Source organism: Amphritea sp. GJ51-11, from assembly GCF_055808735.1.
This window is the reverse complement of sequence record NZ_CM147881.1, coordinates 4,514,509-4,533,181: the sequence shown is the minus strand read 5'-3', so window position 1 is coordinate 4,533,181 and position 18,673 is coordinate 4,514,509. Positions and strand designations below refer to the sequence as shown.

The 18,673-nt window shown below is 50.1% G+C and carries 16 protein-coding genes, 1 other RNA gene and 1 pseudogene; 9 read left to right on the top strand and 9 right to left on the bottom strand.

Annotated elements, in window-relative coordinates:
- Nucleotides 1-70 precede the first annotated feature (70 nt).
- The 4 genes and pseudogenes from AC0L4K_RS20485 to AC0L4K_RS20470 form a co-directional block, all read right to left on the bottom strand.
- Nucleotides 71-1,330: a UbiH/UbiF/VisC/COQ6 family ubiquinone biosynthesis hydroxylase gene (locus AC0L4K_RS20485; RefSeq protein WP_473267713.1), complete on the bottom strand. Its 1,260-nt coding sequence runs from the start codon at nt 1,328-1,330 to the stop codon at nt 71-73.
- Nucleotides 1,331-1,391: 61 nt separating this feature from the next.
- A complete protein-coding gene (gene ubiH, locus AC0L4K_RS20480; protein WP_473267712.1) occupies nt 1,392-2,669 on the bottom strand; it encodes a 2-octaprenyl-6-methoxyphenyl hydroxylase in 1,278 nt (425 codons plus the stop codon).
- A 57-nt stretch (nt 2,670-2,726) separates the two neighbouring features.
- Nucleotides 2,727-3,991, bottom strand: a pseudogene (gene pepP, locus AC0L4K_RS20475) (Xaa-Pro aminopeptidase).
- 72 nt (nt 3,992-4,063) lie between these two features.
- Complete coding sequence (locus AC0L4K_RS20470; RefSeq protein WP_473267711.1) at nt 4,064-4,663, bottom strand: UPF0149 family protein; 600 nt, start codon at nt 4,661-4,663, stop codon at nt 4,064-4,066.
- Nucleotides 4,664-4,802: 139 nt separating this feature from the next.
- Between AC0L4K_RS20470 and AC0L4K_RS20465 the strand changes: the two genes are divergently transcribed.
- The 4 genes from AC0L4K_RS20465 (at nt 4,803) to AC0L4K_RS20450 (ending at nt 6,268) form a co-directional block, all read left to right on the top strand.
- Nucleotides 4,803-5,012 carry a DUF904 domain-containing protein gene (locus AC0L4K_RS20465; protein WP_473267709.1) on the top strand — a complete coding sequence of 70 codons (210 nt, stop codon included), beginning with the start codon at nt 4,803-4,805 and terminating at the stop codon, nt 5,010-5,012.
- Nucleotides 5,009-5,296 (top strand): cell division protein ZapA, encoded by a 288-nt coding sequence (locus AC0L4K_RS20460; protein ID WP_473267708.1) that lies wholly within the window; start codon nt 5,009-5,011, stop codon nt 5,294-5,296. Before AC0L4K_RS20465 ends, AC0L4K_RS20460 begins: the two co-directional genes overlap by 4 nt.
- A 160-nt stretch (nt 5,297-5,456) precedes the next feature.
- Nucleotides 5,457-5,635: non-coding RNA, 6S RNA (gene ssrS, locus AC0L4K_RS20455), on the top strand.
- Nucleotides 5,636-5,662: 27 nt separating this feature from the next.
- Nucleotides 5,663-6,268, top strand: coding sequence for a 5-formyltetrahydrofolate cyclo-ligase (locus AC0L4K_RS20450; protein ID WP_473267707.1), 606 nt, complete (start codon nt 5,663-5,665; stop codon nt 6,266-6,268).
- A gap of 6 nt (nt 6,269-6,274) precedes the next feature.
- Here the strand turns inward: AC0L4K_RS20450 and AC0L4K_RS20445 are convergent, their stop codons facing one another.
- Nucleotides 6,275-6,400, bottom strand: a complete 126-nt coding sequence (locus tag AC0L4K_RS20445; protein ID WP_417227004.1) for a hypothetical protein — start codon at nt 6,398-6,400, stop codon at nt 6,275-6,277.
- A 172-nt stretch (nt 6,401-6,572) separates the two neighbouring features.
- On the bottom strand, nt 6,573-7,493 hold the full coding sequence (locus AC0L4K_RS20440) for an AEC family transporter (RefSeq protein WP_473267706.1): 921 nt from the start codon (nt 7,491-7,493) through the stop codon (nt 6,573-6,575).
- Nucleotides 7,494-7,742: 249 nt separating this feature from the next.
- On the opposite strand from AC0L4K_RS20440, the gene AC0L4K_RS20435 reads away from it, so the two are divergent.
- Nucleotides 7,743-8,255 carry a glycine cleavage system transcriptional repressor gene (locus AC0L4K_RS20435; protein ID WP_473267705.1) on the top strand — a complete coding sequence of 171 codons (513 nt, stop codon included), beginning with the start codon at nt 7,743-7,745 and terminating at the stop codon, nt 8,253-8,255.
- Between the two features lie 64 nt (nt 8,256-8,319).
- Here AC0L4K_RS20435 and AC0L4K_RS20430 read toward each other — a convergent pair whose 3' ends face one another.
- The 3 genes from AC0L4K_RS20430 to argH all read right to left on the bottom strand — a co-directional run bounded on the left by AC0L4K_RS20430 (nt 8,320) and on the right by argH (nt 14,140).
- Nucleotides 8,320-10,302, bottom strand: a complete 1,983-nt coding sequence (locus AC0L4K_RS20430) for a methyl-accepting chemotaxis protein (RefSeq protein ID WP_473267704.1) — start codon at nt 10,300-10,302, stop codon at nt 8,320-8,322.
- A gap of 209 nt (nt 10,303-10,511) precedes the next feature.
- Nucleotides 10,512-12,494, bottom strand: coding sequence for a methyl-accepting chemotaxis protein (locus tag AC0L4K_RS20425; RefSeq protein WP_473267703.1), 1,983 nt, complete (start codon nt 12,492-12,494; stop codon nt 10,512-10,514).
- A gap of 248 nt (nt 12,495-12,742) precedes the next feature.
- Nucleotides 12,743-14,140: an argininosuccinate lyase gene (argH, locus tag AC0L4K_RS20420; protein ID WP_417227014.1), complete on the bottom strand. Its 1,398-nt coding sequence runs from the start codon at nt 14,138-14,140 to the stop codon at nt 12,743-12,745.
- Nucleotides 14,141-14,324: 184 nt separating this feature from the next.
- Here argH and hemC point away from each other — a divergent pair, with 184 nt between their 5' ends.
- The 4 genes from hemC to AC0L4K_RS20400 are packed head-to-tail and all read left to right on the top strand — an operon-like array spanning nt 14,325 to nt 18,559.
- Complete coding sequence (gene hemC / locus AC0L4K_RS20415; protein ID WP_417227016.1) at nt 14,325-15,266, top strand: hydroxymethylbilane synthase; 942 nt, start codon at nt 14,325-14,327, stop codon at nt 15,264-15,266.
- The gene (locus tag AC0L4K_RS20410) at nt 15,259-16,041 is read left to right on the top strand and encodes a uroporphyrinogen-III synthase (protein WP_473267702.1); all 783 of its coding nucleotides are present in this window, start codon (nt 15,259-15,261) and stop codon (nt 16,039-16,041) included. Before hemC ends, AC0L4K_RS20410 begins: the two co-directional genes overlap by 8 nt.
- Nucleotides 16,038-17,303, top strand: coding sequence for a uroporphyrinogen-III C-methyltransferase (locus AC0L4K_RS20405; RefSeq protein ID WP_473267701.1), 1,266 nt, complete (start codon nt 16,038-16,040; stop codon nt 17,301-17,303). The genes AC0L4K_RS20410 and AC0L4K_RS20405 overlap by 4 nt, the downstream gene beginning before the upstream one ends.
- A complete protein-coding gene (locus AC0L4K_RS20400; protein ID WP_473267699.1) occupies nt 17,303-18,559 on the top strand; it encodes a heme biosynthesis HemY N-terminal domain-containing protein in 1,257 nt (418 codons plus the stop codon). Before AC0L4K_RS20405 ends, AC0L4K_RS20400 begins: the two co-directional genes overlap by 1 nt.
- The last annotated feature ends 114 nt before the right edge of the window (nt 18,560-18,673 follow it).

The window sequence follows — 18,673 nt, the reverse complement described above, 5'->3', positions numbered from 1 at the left end:
ATATAGATTCAATCGCCAGTGCAAATTTTCCCATGGATTCTGACTGATCTTTTAGGCTAACACGCCAACGTTACTCTTTTATCGGCCGACGCGCCAAACGCGGCAACGGCCCGGCTAAACCCATCGCCTGCTGCACAATATGATTTTTAACCGGCGAACATCGATCCATCAATGACATACCGGTATTACGCAACAACCTCGGTAGTGGACCTTCGGCATTAAATAAACGTTTAAAGCCTTCCATCGTCGCCGCCATCTGTAGGTTCTCGCCCTGACGAGCACGCTGAAAACGGCGCAAATGATATTCACTATGCCAATCGACACCGTCTTTAACGCCTTCGAGAATCGTCTCCGCTAGCGCAGCCGCATCCATCAAGCCTAGGTTAACCCCCTGCCCAGCCAGTGGGTGAATGGTATGGGCGGCATCGCCAATGGCCGCAAAGCCGGCTTTAACATACTGCTTAGCATGCCGCTGACGCAGTGGAAAAGCAGCCCGAGGATCGGTGTGTGTTACGCGCCCTAAACGACCCTCAAAAGCACGTTCCAATGCCTGACAAAAATCAGCATCATTCAGCTCCATCAACAGTTTGGCATGATCCGGCGAGGTGGACCAGACAATCGAACTGAGATGCGCTTCCGCTAACGGCAGAAACGCCAAAGGACCGTCATTGGTAAAACGTTGCCAGCAGGTCGCCTGATTGGACACTTCCGTCGTGACCGTCGTGACGATCGCATGATGGCCGTAATCCCACTCCCACATCCCGATACCGGCCAATCGCCGGGTATTCGATAAAGCCCCATCCGCAGCGACCACACAGCGTGACTCTAGCGTCTCACCGTTGCTGAGGGTCAACCTGCGCGCCCCTTGCTCATCTGGCTCTGACAACTCGGTCAGTGCGACACCCATGGATGGTTGACAGTTAGGCTGAGCAGCCACCCGTTGCAGCAGTGCCGCCTGAGTGACTCGGTTTTCCACAATATGGCCTAAACAGGGTTCGTGCAGTTCGGCACAGTCAAAATGAATATGCCCTGTGCCTTCACCATCCCAAACATCCATCGCCCGATAGGGCATCAAGCGCATCTGTTCGATCTGCGGCCAAACCCCGGCAACACTCAACACCTGCTGAGAGGCCACGGTTAAGGCGCTTACCCGGGGATCATACCCCTGCTCTCGCTGAGATTGCTCCCACGTCAGTGCTTGCTCGGCATCGATATCCCGATGCTCAAGCACTCGGATACGCAAACCGCTGTCGGCCAGTAATGCGGCCAATGTCAGCCCCACCATACCGGCGCCGACGATCACCAGATCGGTCATATTATCTTGTGTCATTGGAGTCCTCACAGACAGCTGACAAAGTCCCCATGCGGGACATCATTATAAGCCAAGCCTATTAGCGCAGATCAGGCGTTGGCTGATCCAGTCCCATCGCGCTACGGGCAAATACCGTTTTCGCCATCGGACAGATATCCATTAACTGCAACCCGGCACTGCGCCCTAGTGCCAACAAGGGGTTATCATTCGAGAATAGCTTCATGGTTTTATCACTGAATCCGATAGTTTTCTGCTGATCTCGACGTACCCGCTCGGCAAATCGAGTCAGGTGATTAATATCACCCAAATTGACACCGGCTTCGCGGGCCTCGATCAGCTCAGCAGCTAAGGCAACCACACCCCGCAACGCCAAGTTGTAACCCTGACCGGCAATCGGATGCAGTGCATGGGCGGCGTTACCTAACACAATCAGCCCCTGACGTACCTGCTCATCGGCGATACTCAGCTTCAGCGGATAACTAAAGCGTTCGCCAACCTGCACAAAGACCCCAGCACGATAGCCAAAACGTTCATGCACCCGCTCGATAAACTGTTTATCAGTAAGGCCAAGAATCTCGTCTATCTGCTCATCGGGTACCGTCCAGACCAACCCCATACGATGCAAACCGGGCTGCGCGGCATCGTTAGACGCGCTTGGCGGAGCATCTTCGAGAGGTAACAGCGCGATCGGGCCGGTATCGGTAAACCGCTCATAAGCGATATAATCATGAGCCGTTTCCGGACTAATATTGGCGACCACCGCATGCTGTTGATAACTTTTCTGTTGATAACCGATGCCCAACTGCTCCCGCAGGCCAGACCGACCTCCATCCGCCATCACCACCAGTTCGGCCGTGACTTGCTGAGGGCTGTCATCAACTAACAATGACACCGTCATGAGTGCGTCGTGAGTCTGCACATCGGTGACTTCCGCGGGGCACAAGAGATCGATATGTGCAGCATCGTCTTCCATGAGTCGACTCATCAACACCTGGCCTAACCAATGGTTCTCTACGACATAACCCAGTGCGGCAACGCCCTCATCATGGGCACTCAGGCGGGAGACGCCGAAGCGTCCCTTATCAGACACGTGAATATTGGTGATCGGGCAAAGGTGCTCCCGCAGTTGCGGCCAAATACCGATCTGCTCATAAATCAACCGACTGCCATAGGATAGCGCGGTTGAGCGAGTATCGTAGCTCGGCTGATATTCGGCGCTACCAGCAGCCGGCATAGGAAAGGCTTCAACCACTGCGATCGACAACCCTAAACGCTTACCCGCCGGGATTAATGCCGCCGCCAAACTCGCGCCGACCATCCCGCCACCAATGATTAAAATATCGTAATGCTGTTTCATAACCGCCCGTGTTGTTAACACTTAAATCGCACTCATCGAATGATGATTACGCTGACATCAAGCCGAGTGCGCCATTAATGCTTCGATCTCTGCAACACTCTTAGGCGCTGCGGCACTAAGCACTTCATAACCATCCTCAGTGACCAATACATCATCCTCAATACGAATACCGATGCCGCGCCATTTCTCATCGACATGGTCGTTCTGCGGCGAGACATAGATACCCGGCTCCACGGTTAGAACCATGCCCGGCTCTAATGACCGCCATTCACCATCAATTTGATAATCACCCACATCATGAACATCCATCCCCAGCCAGTGACCAATACGATGCATATAGAAAGCTTTGTAGGCACCGCTTTCGATCAGCTCCTCTGGATCACCTTTCAGCAGACCAAGCTCGATCAGACCGTGGGTTAACACCTCCACCGACTTGTCATGGATACAGATCCAAGGAACACCGGGACGAATCGCTTCGATACAGGCTAATTGCGCGGCCAAAACCAATTCATATAAGGCTTTCTGCTCGGCACTGAATTTGCCAGAGACCGGGAAGGTTCGGGTAATATCACCGGCATAGTAATCCAATTCGCAACCGGCATCGATCAACACGAGGTCACCCTCATTGAGCACATCTTGATTCTCGGTGTAATGCAATACGCAGGCATTCTCCCCCCGCCGACAATAGAAGAGTAAGCCGGTAAGCGGCAGCCATTCATAGCAAAGTGGTGACTAATTTCAGCCTCTAACTGATACTCCGTTAAGCCTGGCTTACATACCTGCATCGCCCGCACATGGGCCTCGGCAGAGATACGTCCGGCTGCCCGCATCAGCTCCGCTTCTTCAGCGGATTTAAACAAGCGTAATTCATGCAGCAGGCGATCTAACATCACCATTTCGCCCGGGCCTGCCGCCCCCATGCGCGCCTTTTTACGAATATCATTGAGCCAGCCACGCACCTGCAGATCGAACGTATCGTTTAAACCGATGGAGTAGTAGAGCCGATCTTTGCCTTGCAGCAGATCCGGCATTCGCTGATTCAGTTCATCAATCGGATACGCATGATCGGCACCGTACTGATTACAAACACCCAGCGGCCCGGCACGATAGCCATTCCAGATCTCCATTTCAGGATCTCGATCACGGCAGAACATAATCACCTGTCCACCGTCTTGCTCAGGAATCAACACCAGCATCGCATCCGGCTCATTAAAACCGGTCAGGTAATAAAAATCACTGTCTTGCCGGAACGGATATTCCACATCCCGGTTACGGCTGACTTCACTCGCTGAGGGCACAACAGCAACACTGCCCGGACTCATTTTATCCATCAGCAGCTGACGGCGGATGGCAAAACCTGACTGACTGATTCGCATAGCTGACATCACTCCCTGTTAGTGAACTGTTGCACCCGGTGCAGGTGCAGCGTCTTGTTCCGTGGCGGCGTTAAACTCGCCAAAAATCATCATTGAAGAGATACGTACATATTCTTGCAGCTCCATCAGATCCGATTCATTCTCTTCATCGGCTTCAGGCTCTAGCTCAATCTGGGCAATCTGGGCCATATCGGCCAACGCTTCTTTCAACTCATCAGACAGGGAATCATTGGTATGCCCACCTTGCAAACCGAAGCCACTCAGGTAACCCTGACACCAACAGCCTAACGCCTCAGCCCGTTCAGCCATCGCGAGATCATCATCCGGCAGCATCAGCTGAAAACCAAAATCATGTTGTTCTAACTGCGCTACCACACCATCATAAAGATCGGTAAAGGCTAACGTGGAGGACTCATGGCGAAAATCACCGATATCGGTTAACTCCTTCACCAGCTTCAACCAGGCATCATGGCTAAACCGGGCTCCGGCGGAAAGATAACCGCACAGCAAACCGTGCAACTCGGCGGCACTACTGGTCATACTGTCTTCAGCGACCAATACATCACATATTTCATAATACTCGGGAAGAAAATCTTCAGGGGACTGGGTTTCAGGCATGGAGGCGCTACTCTGTATCGGCTTAACTTTTCAGGATTCATATCCTAGCACTTCAACTACAGCGGCACCACGAAACAGCACTCGATTACCAGCCATTTTCAGCTTATTATACGGCCTCTGATAATTGAGTCTTAAACCTATGTCTGCGCAAGCGTTCGATAAACTAGAACAACAGATCAATATGCTGATCCTACACTGCCAACAACTTGAGCAGTCTAATCAGGATCTGCAACAGCAAATTTCTGCCCTAAAAGAGGAGCGGAACCAGCGCCTGCACGTCGCCAACCAGACCGACCAGAAGCTCGAAGCGATGATTAGCCGCCTTAAAACTCTGGAGCAGCAGGCATGAGCAGTTCTCCCCGCAATATCTCCGTAACTCTGCTCGGCAAAGAGTATGTGGTCGCCTGCCCCGCCGAAGCGGAAGCCGAGTTGCTCAAAGCCGCCGCCTACCTCGATAAAAAAATGCAGGATATCCGCGCGGGTGGACGCATTATCGGGGCAGAAAAAGTCGCCGTCATGGCCGCCTTGAATATCACCTATGAGCTCCAAGCAAGCCAAGCAGCGGAACGCCAAGTCGTCAACTCGCGACTCGACCACCTCAGTTTACTGCTCGAAAAAACCTTATCCGAATAGCGTTGCCCTGCAGCGCTTTTTAAATCGCCCTTGAATTTTTTTCAACTCAACTAAATAACCTTACTTTCCATGCAATTATACGCGGCACCTTTAGGCCATTTAGCACAGTATTTTTTTATTTCAAGGCTGACTTTCCGTTCGGGAGCAGTATAATGGAATCAGCTCCCTGAGGTTATTGGTAGTTCTGGTTAGTCCCTTGAGCCGATAATCACACTTTTGGAAGCTTCTTGGTTATCTGATGTGCATGTCCGCTAGACGGAAAGCCTAATTTTAATCTGAAGCTGCCACCTTGAACCTTCGGGTTCAGGGCCGATCCAGCGCCGCAACCCTGGGGAGTCTTTTCTTTTCCTTCTGCTGTGTCCCGTCATGAACCAAGCCACTGATTTTAAAAAGAACTTGCGTCGTCAGATGCGCCAAAAGCGCCGTCGCCTGACAGCGGCAGAGCAACGTCAACACGCCCACGGTTTACTCTCGACTATTCGTCAATTAACTCAGTTTCGTCGCAGCCGCACCATCGCACTCTATCTCGCCAGCGATGGTGAAATCAGCCCCGAACAGGTAATTCAATACTGCCGCAAACTGGGTAAACGCTGTTTTCTACCAGTGCTCCACCCTATTCGCCATAACCGCCTCTGGTTTATTGAATACACCCGGGAAACGACCTTAAATGCAAACATCTATGGCATTAAAGAACCGGCTTTAATTCAGGCACCACGACGCCCGGCTTGGGCATTAGATCTAGTCTTGCTACCGCTCGTTGCATTTGATGAAGAGGGTGGCCGCTTAGGAATGGGCGGTGGTTATTATGACCGCACCTTTGCGTTTAAGCAGGGTTGGCGTCAAGGAAGGGGCACGCGCCTGATCGGACTAGCGCATGATCTGCAAAAAGTGGATCAGCTAAAAACTGAAAGCTGGGATATTCCACTAGAAGGCGTTGCTACCGAGAAACGCTTTTACCGCGCAGCCCGATAAGCGGGTTTAGTTCGTAAATACTTGGCCAACCATCGATACAAATTCGATATCAGCATGACTGACACCGGTAAACACTGTACCTAAAACAAATACAGCAACCAGTACTACAACGATATCGGGTCCTTTTTTCATTTTCACTGCTCGGAAAGTTTAATTCACTAAGTCAAAAGCGCGCATATTCTTTCATATAGTAAAAATAATACAACTATTTTTAAGACGTTATACGCACTTTATCGACAAATACTTCAATAACTTATTAAAAGACCTTAAAAAGCAGCTAAAAGTTCAACATTTTTAACGAAATTCACAAAAAATACGGAAAAATCGATAAAACTACCGGCATTAACAGCATTGAGAGCAATGTTTGGCCAGTAATGATCGCCGACATTAGCGTCGCATCCCCACCCAACTGCCGAGCCAATACATAAGCTGACGGTGCTGTCGGTAACGCACTAAACAGCAATAACACCTGAGCAACTTCAGGCGAATCAATAAATAAGATACAGATAAGCAGCATCAGAGCGGGAAAAATCATCAACTTAACGAAGCTGCTATAGATCACCGCGCCACCTGCTTTCCGTAGCGCTGTCAGATTAAGCCCCGCACCGACCGCCAATAGCGCCAACGGTAATGCGATACCACTGGCCAAGCCGGCAACCGATGCAACAACCCAAGGCAAGCCGATACCCGATAGGTTGAGAAAGATACCGATACAGCAAGCAATAATCAGTGGATTCTTAATAATAGCGCGCACAGCACTCAGGTAGCCCGCATCCCGACGGGTATAGAGACTAAAAATCAGCACGCAGAGCAAATTTAACAACGGCACCATCACCGCAATAATAACCGCCGCCACTGCAACACCTTCATCGCCAAACAGTGCTGCACTCGCCGCTAAGCCAACATAGGTATTAAAGCGTATCCCGCCCTGATAAACCGAGGTAAAGCTACTGTTTTCTAACGGCTTCAATCGCTGAATCCCCAGCATCAATAAGGTGCCGAAAAACAGTAATAACACCACAGCCAGCGCCACTTCGGGCACCGGTACCGAGCCAACATCTGCGAGACTCAGCTTATACACCAACAACATGGGGAAGAGTAAAAAATAGATCAGCTTTTCGGCTGGCTCCCAAAAACCATCACCGGGAAACCCCATCCGCCTGACGATATGGCCAATACATAGCAGTGCAAAAACCGGCCACAATGCCGTGAGAATCTCGCTCATCTGTGCTTATAATCCATTAACAACTTATACATATATACAGGGCGCGCAGCCTGTAACTCAAACCTGATAGCAGGACAGTGAGGATTATGGGATGATCCACTAAGGTTGTCAGCACTTTTTAACGATCTGGCTATATTTCAAAGACCATAGCCATACATAGCGGCAACCCTCGATAACAGACACCTATTACCATCGCTGCCAACCAAGACCGTCAGCTAGGTCTGGATACACCTTAAGGAGCAAATAATAATGACATCTCTCGTACTGACCGTTATCGCCCCGGATAAGCCCGGACTAGTAGAACTACTCTCCCAAACCATCGCCGACAATGGTGGTAACTGGCTCGAGAGTAGTATGTCCCGTCTAGCAGGCAAGTTTGCCGGTATCCTTATCGTCTCGATCACCGAAGATCAAGCTGAGCCACTGATCGACGCCCTACAAAAGCTCGAATCACAGGGCCTTAGAGTGCTTATCGCGCGCAGCCAAACACAACCAGCATCAACGGACAGCAACAGCATTACCTTGGAATTAATCGGTCATGATAAACCGGGCATCGTCCGCGAAATATCCCAGGCCCTCAGTCGTTACCATATTAATGTCGAACGTTTGTCCACCGAACTGGTGAGCGGCTCAATGTCGGCCGAAGAACTATTCAAAGCGGATGCCGAGCTAACAGTGCCGGCAGGCGTCGACCTAGATGACTTGCAACAATCGCTGGAAGCCATTGCTAACGATCTAATGGTCGATATTACCCTCAATTAAATAAGCATAAACAAAACCAAAAAACCCGCCAAACGGCGGGTTTTTATTGACCTCAATAGCTCGTTTAACGGATAGAGAACTTACTCAGCAACGCTTGCTGCTGTTTAGCGACATCCAATAACGACTGACTACTTTGTGACGCAATCACCGCACCTTGAGAGGTTTCAGCCGCAGCTGAATTAATCGCAACCAATGTCTGACTAACCTCCGCAACCGCCTGCGCCTGTTCATTCGCCGCCGTTTCAATAAAGGTGTTCAAATCGCGAATATGAGCGATCGCCTGATTCATCGACTGTAAGACTTCCTGTGACCTACCCGCCTGCTCAACACAATTCTGAGACTGCTTAAAGCTCTGATTCATCACCTCTGATACCCGTTGAATCGCATTTTGCATATTCCCGACCATCTCTTGAATATCCTGCACTGATGCTCGGGTACGACCCGCCAAGCCTCTGACCTCATCTGCTACTACCGCAAAACCACGACCCTGCTCACCGGCGCGAGCCGCTTCAATAGCCGCATTGAGCGCCAGCAGGTTGGTCTTATCAGCGATATCCTGAATGGTGGTTAAAATCATCACAATTTGCTCACCGAAAGCCGACATCTCAGCACTCACGCCAACCGCTTGATCAATACCTTTAGCCTGGGTTTCGATACTGGCAATAGTATCCAGCATTCGCTGACTGACGCTCTGACTTAACGTTTCAAACTCATGCACCGCTTGTAAGGTTGTCTTACTGTGATCCGCCACTTCGGAAACACTGTGCTCCATCTCTACTGCGGCAGATGACGTCTGCTCCAGCTTCATACTTTGCTGGTCCATCGACTGTGTTGTCTGCTGGCTGATCGCCGCATTACTGTTGGCTACCGTAGAGAGGCGTTCAGCACCTTCGGCAACTTTTTGTAAAATATTGCGCAGCTCTTCCACCACCGAATTGAGATAACGGCTCAGATCACCAAACTCATCTTCGCGCTTAACCTCAAACACAACACTCAGATCACCCTGACGGAAAGTACTCAACCCCTGATGAATATGCGCCAACGGCACCCGTATGGTTTGCACCAACACAACCGCAATAATCAAGCCCAACACCACTGAGCCCACCGCCAACGATAAGATACCCACATGGCTGAAATTCACCAACTGCTGAGCTTCATTACGTGCACCACTCGCCAACTGATGGTTTGCCTCAATAAAGGCAGACATTGCCTCACGGGCGCGGGAAATAAGACTATCGGTTTTGCTCAAGCTTTCAACTAAGGATTTATTCGCAGCCGCTTGCTCGGTGTAATAATCGACCAAGCCGCCATTACTGTAGAGATGGTTATTAACCGACATAATGGTTCGCTTAAGTAACTGCACATTAGGAGCCATCGGCTCAACCGCTTTGAAGGCGGCGAGTATTTCACCTTTATTTTTGGCCAAAGACGCCTTCAGCTTTTCAATATCACCGGTACGTTGATAGTCGACTATTTGAAAACGATGCATTCTGAAAGCGATATTCAGATCCTGCGCCTTATCAAGCATCTCTTGCTCGACCTGATCTTCATAGAGAGTTTGTGTCCAGAGGCTCAGAGTATTACCGAGTGACTGAAAGTCCAGTTCCGCCTGACGGGTTTGGAACTCCAGAATCAAGGCCTGCTTTCGATCAGACATCACCTTACTGGTGATCTCAAAAAACTGCTGACTAACGGTTTCCACTTCTTCAAGAGTTGCTTGGAGCTCGGGTTTCCCGGCAACTTTTTCCGCTACCTGTGCCTGTGCTTCATTAAACTTAACAATCTTCGCTTTGACCTCTTTTACCTTTTTGTTCAACTCCTTAATCCGGCTCTGTGACAAGGCCGAAAAAAGGGCGGAGTTAACCTCCTCAAGGTAAACCATCTGCTGAAAGCTACCCGACAGCGACGGAATAACGTTATCCGATACCGTGAAGAAATGGTTCGAGATAGCTCGACTTCCGAGTAAGCCTCCCGCACCAACGACAACGATCAACATCACCATTAAGGCAAATCCAGCTGTCAACTTATGTGTGACATTCAGTCTCATTCACAACTCCGGTCTATCCACCGGCCTCCAATTATTAAATCCCGTTTGGGCTTTATCATTATTATTTTTCAACGCAGGTTATCGTATCCTGCCAACCGTATACAGACACAACAACGGCCCTTTAAAGCGACCGGGTACAAACCCAAAAGGCTTATAAATTTAAAGAGTTAAAAGCAAAATTGAAAGCACAACCTCGATCACCAACCCCGTTAACGGATTGAAAAGCGTGCTAATAGCGCTTGCTGCTGTTGAGCGACATCCAACAACTGTTGGCTACTTTGTGAGGCAACCACCGCCCCCTGAGATATCTCAGCTGCTGCCGCATTAATTTCAACCAGTGTCTGGCTGACCTCAGCAACAGCATTTGCCTGTTCATTCGCGGCACTTTCAATAAACACATTCAGATCACGAATATGCGCCACCGAATCATTCATACTTTTTAGCACATTCTGCGAACGACCAGCCTGTTCAACACAATTCTGTGTTTGCTGATAGCTCTGATCCATCACTTCAGACACTCGCACAATCGCATGCTGCATATTACCCACCATCTCTTGGGTATCTTGCACTGATGCCCGAGTACGTCCAGCAAGGCCTCGAACTTCATCCGCGACCACCGCAAAGCCACGCCCTTGCTCACCCGCACGCGCAGCCTCAATCGCCGCATTCAGCGCCAATAAATTGGTCTTATCGGCAATATCTTGGATTGTGGTCAAAATCATTACAATCTGCTCACCAAAGGCCGACATCTCGGCACTCACCTGCATCGCCTGATCAATGCCCTGCGCCTGGGTTTCGATACTCGCGATCGTATCGAGCATCTGCTGACCGACGTTCTGACTCAATGATTCAAATTCATGCACCGCCTGCAAAGTCGTTTTACTGTGTTCTGCCACTTCAGACACACTGTGCTCCATCTCCACCGCCGCAGACGAGGTTTGCTCCAGCGTGGCTGTTTGCTGCGACATCGATTGCGTCGTTTGCTGACTGATCGCCGCATTACTGTTAGCCACCATTGATAAACGCTCTGCACCTTCCGCTACTTGCTGCAGAATACCCCGTAACTCTTCAACCACCGAGTTTAGGTAACGACTTAAATCACCAAACTCGTCTTCCCGTTCAACCTCAAAGACAACGCTTAAGTCACCCTGACGAAAAGCACTCAACCCCTGATGAATACGCGCCAGCGGCACCCGTATGGTTTGCACCAAAACCGCCGCCACAATCAGCGCAAAAATTACTGCACCGACCGATAAACCAATAATCCACCAACGCCCAACAAACACTTCGTCATTAGCCTGCGCCTGCGCCTGCGTGAGTATCTGATTGTTCTTAGCAATAAAGCTTTCAACCGCTAAACGGGTTTCTGCAATCAACTTATAGGTCTGCTGTAAACGCAGCGCCTGAGCCTTTTCGGCAACATCCATCGAACGTAGGTAAGCAATCAGCCCATTGTCGCCATAAAACTGCTGTTCAAATGCCTTAACATCATCCTGTTCCGTGGTAAACCGACTGTTCAGGCTGATGATCTTGGCGGCATTTTCAGAAATATCACCCTGCTTAGTTTTAAGAAACTTATCCAGCCGGGTCATACTCTTAGTCCGATTGAAATTCATCAATCGGGTGCGAAAGATTCGCATGGTCTTCGCTAGATTTTTACCCGCCTTCGCAACCGGTGTACCGGCATAATCGACCTGTAATTTACTCAACGCATCGGACAACGAACTATCCAGCTTACGCACCCGAATATCTGCATCAATAATATGCCGCTCATTGTCGAGAATATTCCGTTGCTCCACTAACACTGTATCCGCTAGCAGGAAATATTGATCCACTAATGCAGCGACCCGATCCAACTCCGCAACCAGCTCATCATCACCAGCCACCCGCTCTGCTAACCGCTGTTGATCGGCTTTGAAGGCATCCAACCGCTGCTTAAATAGATCACGCTGCTGATTCAACTCTCGCACCTGCCGCTGAGACAGAGCAACAAATAGCTCGTTATTCGCTTCTTCCAGATGCACCAACTGTCGCAACCCATCGGTCAGAGAGGGCACGACATTCTGAGTGACATTCTGAAACTTATGGGAAATTAACTGGATTACATTAAAACCACCGACCCCGACGACGATGATAAAGACCACCATCAGGACAAAGCCGACAATCATTTTATGACTGATATTAAGTTTCATCTGTACTCCAGCACGGCATATTTCATCTTACTTGTGTACCACAGGCGATCAGTTAAGCACCCTGTTCTATCAGCATCCATAACGCGCTAAGCCAAACAGCCCCTTGTAGATTAATTCAAGCTTAGACTTATCGCTCAATTTACGCTGTTCTTTAACGAGGATCTTCTCTCAGTATCCCAAGCTGGGTAGTAAAAAAGAAAAAACCCGCTATAGCAGTACCATAGCGGGTTCGAAAAAGTCGATATTTATCAGTGACGTTGCGCCAACATCTGCTCTGCACGGTCACAGGCCTGACGCACCTGATTAGGCGCAGTGCCGCCGATATGATCCCGTGCACTGACCGAACCATCGAGGGTCAACACATCAAACACATCGCCGGTAATCTGATCCGAGAACTGCTGCAGCTCTTCCAGTGTCATCTCGCCGAGGTCTTTGCTCTGCTCAATACCGTAAGCCACCGCTTTACCGACAATTTCATGGGCATCACGGAATGGAATCCCTTTACGTACCACATAATCCGCCAGATCTGTCGCGGTGGAGAACCCACGCAGAGCCGCTTCACGCATGTTGTCACGCTTCGCTTCAATCGCTGGCACCATATCGGCAAAGGCCCGCAAACAACCCTTAACCGTATCGATCGCATCAAATAACGGTTCTTTATCTTCTTGGTTATCTTTGTTGTAAGCCAGCGGCTGCGACTTCATCAACGTCAGCAGTGACATCAAGTGACCATAGACACGACCGCTCTTACCTCGCACTAATTCAGGTACGTCTGGATTTTTCTTCTGCGGCATAATAGAAGAGCCAGTGCAGAAACGGTCTGGCAGGTTAATAAAGTTAAACTGCGCCGATGCCCACATCACTAACTCTTCAGAGTAACGGGTCATATGCATCATCATGATGCTAGAGGCGGCACAAAACTCAATGGCGAAATCTCGGTCGGATACTGAATCCAGAGAGTTTTCGGTCGGTGCTGTAAAACCCAGTAGCTCAGTAGTCATATGACGATCGATCGGATAAGTCGTACCCGCTAATGCCGCAGCACCTAATGGCAGAATATTGACCCGCTTGCGGCAATCAACAAAACGCTCATAATCTCGGCTCAGCATTTCAAACCATGCCATCAGATGATGCCCAAAGGTCACCGGCTGGGCCGTTTGCAAATGCGTAAAGCCCGGCATAACCGTCTCTGCTTCTTGACGCGCCAAACCGATGATGCCCTGTTGCAGACGGGTAATCTCAGCCAGCACATTATCGATCTCTTCACGTACATAAAGACGGATATCGGTAGCGACCTGATCATTACGTGAGCGACCGGTGTGCAGTTTTTTACCCGTAATACCAATTTTTTTGGTCAGCGCCGCTTCGATGTTCATATGCACATCTTCCAGCGCAATGGACCACTCAAAGTTGCCATTTTCGATATCAGACTGAATTTCGCTCAGCCCCTGAAGAATATCGGCACATTCTGCTTCACTCAGCACGCCCACTTTAGTGAGCATCTTCGCATGTGCGACAGAGCCTTGAATATCCTGTTTATACATCCGCTGATCGAATTGTACCGATGCCGTAAAGCGTGCAACGAAGGCATCCGTTGGTTCATTAAAACGGCCACCCCATTGCTGGTTGGTTTGTTCTTCACTCATACTGAAACCTCACATCTGTCATCCGCACCGACGGCAAGCGGACCCTGTCCTAAATCAATGGCAGGCATTATACAGCAACCTACCCCCAACCGCATGCCCGATCAGCTGTTACCGGCCTGCTTATCTGTTAAAATCGGAAAATAATTTGCGTAGCTGACCGGGCAACCGCCCTCCAGGATCCTGTATGACCAATAAAGTAATCCGTATTGCCACCCGCCAAAGCCCACTTGCCCTGTGGCAGGCGGAATATGTTAAAGCCGAGTTAGAGAAGTTCCACCCGGATATCACTGTCGAACTCATTGGTTTTACCACCAAGGGTGATGTACTACTGGATTCACCACTGTCTAAAATTGGCGGCAAAGGCCTGTTTGTTAAAGAGCTGGAAGTGGCCATGCTCGCCAATGAAGCTGATATCGCCGTACATTCGATGAAAGATGTACCGATGGAGTTTCCTGAAGGACTAGGCCTAGCGGTTATCTGCCCCCGAGAAAAGCCAACCGATGCCTTTGTCTCCAATCATTATAAAACCCTGGATGAATTACCACAGGGCGCTATCGTCGGCACCTCATCCCTGCGCCGCGAAGCACAGATAAAAGCCAAGCGGCCCGATCTACAAGTCAACACCCTACGCGGCAATGTCAATACTCGACTGCGAAAGCTGGATGAAGGCCAATATGATGCGATTATTCTCGCTACCGCTGGGCTAATACGGCTCAAAATGGCTGATCGGATCGCCAGTGAAATTACACCCGAAGACAGCCTGCCGGCTGGCGGACAGGGTGCCGTTGGTATCGAGTGCCGCAGCGATGATGCCGCCACGTTAGCTCTCCTGAAACCGCTGCATGATCAACACACCGCTATCCGGGTGACCGCAGAGCGGGCCATGAACCGCCGTCTAGAAGGCGGTTGTCAGGTGCCGATCGCCTGTTTCGCCACCCTCAACGAGGCCAACGACGAACTATACCTAAGAGGTTTAGTGGCCAGCACCGATGGCACAGAAATTCTGCGGGACGAACTACGCAACCACCCGGACAATGCTGAACAGATGGGCATCGAACTCGCCGAACGCTTATTGGCAGCCGGTGCCGATAAAATTCTCGCTGAAGTGTACAAACAAAATGGCTAACCCCCGGGTACTGGTGACTCGCCCTGAACATCAAGCTCAGGGCCAAACAGCATTATTGGCCAGCATGGGTATTGACCCGATACCCTTGCCGTTATTGGACATCACACCGATTGCCGATGCGGACCCAGCCTTTCCGCTGTTAAAAAGCCACATTATGGATCTCGATCTATACCACAAGGCCATTTTCACCAGCGCTAACGCAGTGGCCACCGGCATGGAGCTGATCGATCAATACTGGCCACAACTACCCATCGGTATTGAATGGTTCGCGATTGGTCAGCAAACCGCACTTAAACTCGAAAGCTATGGCATCACGGCACAACGCTCCCCCATCGGTTATGATTCTGAGGCTTTATTATCGCTGCCGCTATTACAGAACATTAGCGAACAAAAAATATTGATCATGCGTGGCGAAGGTGGCCGAGAAACGCTTGCCGAGCAGTTACGCCAGCGGGGTGCCCGGATTGACTACGCCGATCTTTATCGTCGGAGCATGCCCCACTATACCTCTGAGCAGATCATGGGTACTATCTCAGATAAGCCTCTCGCTGCGGTCCTGCTGACCAGCGGAGAAGCGGTGAATAACCTAACTCAACTAATCGACGACCACGCACTTAAGGCGCTGAAACATACAACATTGGTTGTACCTAGTGCACGAGTCGCCCGAATCGCAGCCGAGTTAGGCTATACTCGAGTAATTACCGCCAGCGGACCCGATAATCAGGCAATGGCAGAAACAGTTTTATCGACTATCGATATGGATGACAGAACATGAAAAAAAGCGGGAATAACAATCCAGCCACTTCAGATAAACCAGAAGAAGTGCTTGAGGGAGAGCTGATCGAAAAGGATTCTGCCCCCGCCGATAAGCCTGAGACTAGCGAGAAAAAGGCAGCCTCTAAGCCATCAACGGAAAAGCCGAGCAAAGCATCCGATAAGCAAGCGGACAATCAAAAAGCGAAAACCTCTCCGCCTGAAAAAGAGACACCCAAAAAAGCCAAAGCCAGCTGGGCCGGTAGAATCGCGCTTCTATTAGCACTCATCGCTATCATCGGCGTTGTTTACCTTTATTGGCTGCAACTCCAATCCGGCACGCAAATGCAACAATCGCAGCAAACTGCCGCGACTGAACTCAACGGTGCACTGACCAAGAGCCAGCAACAGCTAAGCCAACAGATCAACGCACTGAATCAGAAGTTCTCGGCACTGCAAAGTAAGTCGGATCAAGATCAGTCGAATATTAACGAATTACAGAAACGACTGACACAAAGTATTCAGCAAGTCACTGCCGCTCAGAACAACAACCGTGAAGATTGGCTGCTAGCAGAGGTTGAATACCTGCTGCGATTAGCGAACCAACGGGTACTGATGGAACAAACACCACGCGGTGCACTGCAACTGCTACGCTCGGCCGATAAGATTCTCAGCGAAACCGACGATGTCACCATCTATGATATTCGTAAAGCGGTCGCCGCCGATATCGCGGCCCTTGAAGCCGTGCCTGAACTTGATACCGAAGGCGTTTTCCTACGCCTCGGCGCACTTAGCACTCAGGTCGATCAACTACAGGTTATCCCGCTAACTGAGCAGCACAAACTGCCGGATTTACTGGATCAGATGAAGAGCGAAGAGTTCGCCTCTAGCTGGAGCACCGATATCAAACAAGCTTGGGCAACACTGTCCGATAAAGCCAGCCAGCTGATTGTTATCCAAGATCGCAGTGAGCCGGTCGAGCCTCTGCTCTCTCCGCAGCAAAGCTATTATCTCCAGCAGAACCTGCACCTGATGCTCGAGCAAGCACAGCTCTCATTGTTGCAGCGCAAGCCTAAAAGCTATCTCAATAGCCTAACCAAAGCCCAGCAATGGGTTGGCACTTACTTTGAACAGAATGACAGCAACACCCAAGCGTTGCTCTCTGCATTGAAAGAGCTTGAGCAAGTTGAAGTTGCTCCGCAGATGCCGAACATTTCAGGCTCACTCGCGGCGCTAAAAAATTACGTGAAAGCGATGCGTAAGCTGAAAGAGGGAGCTGCCTGATGAAACGCGTATTTATCCTGCTGCTATTATTCCTCTTTGCCGGAACCTGGATCGGCCAGAAAATGATTCAGGATTCAGGCTATACCCTGTTTGCCTACGGACAAACCACCATCGAGATGAGCCTTTGGGTCTTTTTGGTGCTGATCGTGGTGCTATTTTTTGCACTTCACTGGGGTATCAACCTATTCAATCGGTCACTTAAATCAGGCACCCGACTGCGCCTCTGGAGCGGTAGTCGTAAAAGCCGTATCGCCCACGACAAAACCCTTAAAGGTTTAATCGCTCTGTCGGAAGGGAACTGGTGGAAAGCACAACGACTGCTCTCAATGTCAGCCGAAAACGCCGATCTGCCACTGATCAACTACTTGGCAGCCGCCCATGCGGCCCAAGAACAGGGCGACGAAAAAGCCTGTGATGAACTACTGCAAAAAGCCAGAACAGCCACACCCGAAGCCGAAATCGCGGTGGGCATCAATCAGGCGCAAACTCAACTGGCCCGTGGCCAATTAGAACCTAGCCTCGCCACACTGCTAAGCTTGCGTCAGAAAGCACCGAAAAACACCTATGTTATGAAACTGCTGAATAAAGTCTATATTCAGCTAAACGACTGGCAAGCGGTAAAACAACTGATTCCTCTGTTGCGTAAAAACAAAGCATTGAAGCCCGAGAAACTGCTCGAAACCGAACAACTCTGTTATCAAAAGCTATTAGAGCAGAGCATCACCGAAGGCAGTTCTCCCGAAGAGCAACGTAAAGCACTCGCAGAAACCTGGCACAATATGCCCGGCCAGCTCACTCAAGATGATGTATTGGCCCGCCATTACACTCATTTACTGGTAAGCATCGGCGCAGAAGCCAAAGCTGAACCGGTCATTCGTGATCTTATCAACCGCACCGGTGATAGCGATCTGATCAACCTCTACGGTCGCATCGAAGGTGAAAACCTGAAGAAGCAGCTGGAAAATGCCCGCAACTGGTTGAAAGATGATCCACTGAATGCCGACCTACTACTCACATTAGGACGCCTGTCACAGCGCAATCAGCACTGGGGCAAAGCCATCACCTACTTTGAGCAGAGCCTAGAGCAAAGCCCTAAGGCTGAAGCCCTAAGCGAGCTCGCTAGACTGCTGAAAAACCTTGGTGAAGCCGATAAACTGCGCCAGCTAATGGATCAGCACCTCAGTGTAATCGGTGGAGGCCTTCCCGCCTTGCCACTACCAAATACCGGCAGCAGCACTAAAATCACACCGCTTTAACGCACTGAGATAAAACGCTTATACAAGCAGCAGAAAGTACTTAGAAAAGAGAGCCGGTGGCTCTCTTTTTTTGTTTATAGGTACTGCCTCCTCTATGCCCTGTCGTTCACGACA

Excerpts from the sequence above, each read along its gene's own strand:
- AC0L4K_RS20485 (WP_473267713.1), bottom strand. The coding sequence starts at position 1,330 with ATGACACAAGATAATATGACCGATCTGGTGATCGTCGGCGCCGGTATG.
- ubiH (WP_473267712.1), bottom strand. The coding sequence starts at position 2,669 with ATGAAACAGCATTACGATATTTTAATCATTGGTGGCGGGATGGTCGGC.
- AC0L4K_RS20470 (WP_473267711.1), bottom strand. The coding sequence starts at position 4,663 with ATGCCTGAAACCCAGTCCCCTGAAGATTTTCTTCCCGAGTATTATGAA.
- AC0L4K_RS20465 (WP_473267709.1), top strand. The coding sequence starts at position 4,803 with ATGTCTGCGCAAGCGTTCGATAAACTAGAACAACAGATCAATATGCTG.
- AC0L4K_RS20460 (WP_473267708.1), top strand. The coding sequence starts at position 5,009 with ATGAGCAGTTCTCCCCGCAATATCTCCGTAACTCTGCTCGGCAAAGAG.
- AC0L4K_RS20450 (WP_473267707.1), top strand. The coding sequence starts at position 5,663 with ATGAACCAAGCCACTGATTTTAAAAAGAACTTGCGTCGTCAGATGCGC.
- AC0L4K_RS20445 (WP_417227004.1), bottom strand. The coding sequence starts at position 6,400 with ATGAAAAAAGGACCCGATATCGTTGTAGTACTGGTTGCTGTATTTGTT.
- AC0L4K_RS20440 (WP_473267706.1), bottom strand. The coding sequence starts at position 7,493 with ATGAGCGAGATTCTCACGGCATTGTGGCCGGTTTTTGCACTGCTATGT.
- AC0L4K_RS20435 (WP_473267705.1), top strand. The coding sequence starts at position 7,743 with ATGACATCTCTCGTACTGACCGTTATCGCCCCGGATAAGCCCGGACTA.
- AC0L4K_RS20430 (WP_473267704.1), bottom strand. The coding sequence starts at position 10,302 with ATGAGACTGAATGTCACACATAAGTTGACAGCTGGATTTGCCTTAATG.
- AC0L4K_RS20425 (WP_473267703.1), bottom strand. The coding sequence starts at position 12,494 with ATGAAACTTAATATCAGTCATAAAATGATTGTCGGCTTTGTCCTGATG.
- argH (WP_417227014.1), bottom strand. The coding sequence starts at position 14,140 with ATGAGTGAAGAACAAACCAACCAGCAATGGGGTGGCCGTTTTAATGAA.
- hemC (WP_417227016.1), top strand. The coding sequence starts at position 14,325 with ATGACCAATAAAGTAATCCGTATTGCCACCCGCCAAAGCCCACTTGCC.
- AC0L4K_RS20410 (WP_473267702.1), top strand. The coding sequence starts at position 15,259 with ATGGCTAACCCCCGGGTACTGGTGACTCGCCCTGAACATCAAGCTCAG.
- AC0L4K_RS20405 (WP_473267701.1), top strand. The coding sequence starts at position 16,038 with ATGAAAAAAAGCGGGAATAACAATCCAGCCACTTCAGATAAACCAGAA.
- AC0L4K_RS20400 (WP_473267699.1), top strand. The coding sequence starts at position 17,303 with ATGAAACGCGTATTTATCCTGCTGCTATTATTCCTCTTTGCCGGAACC.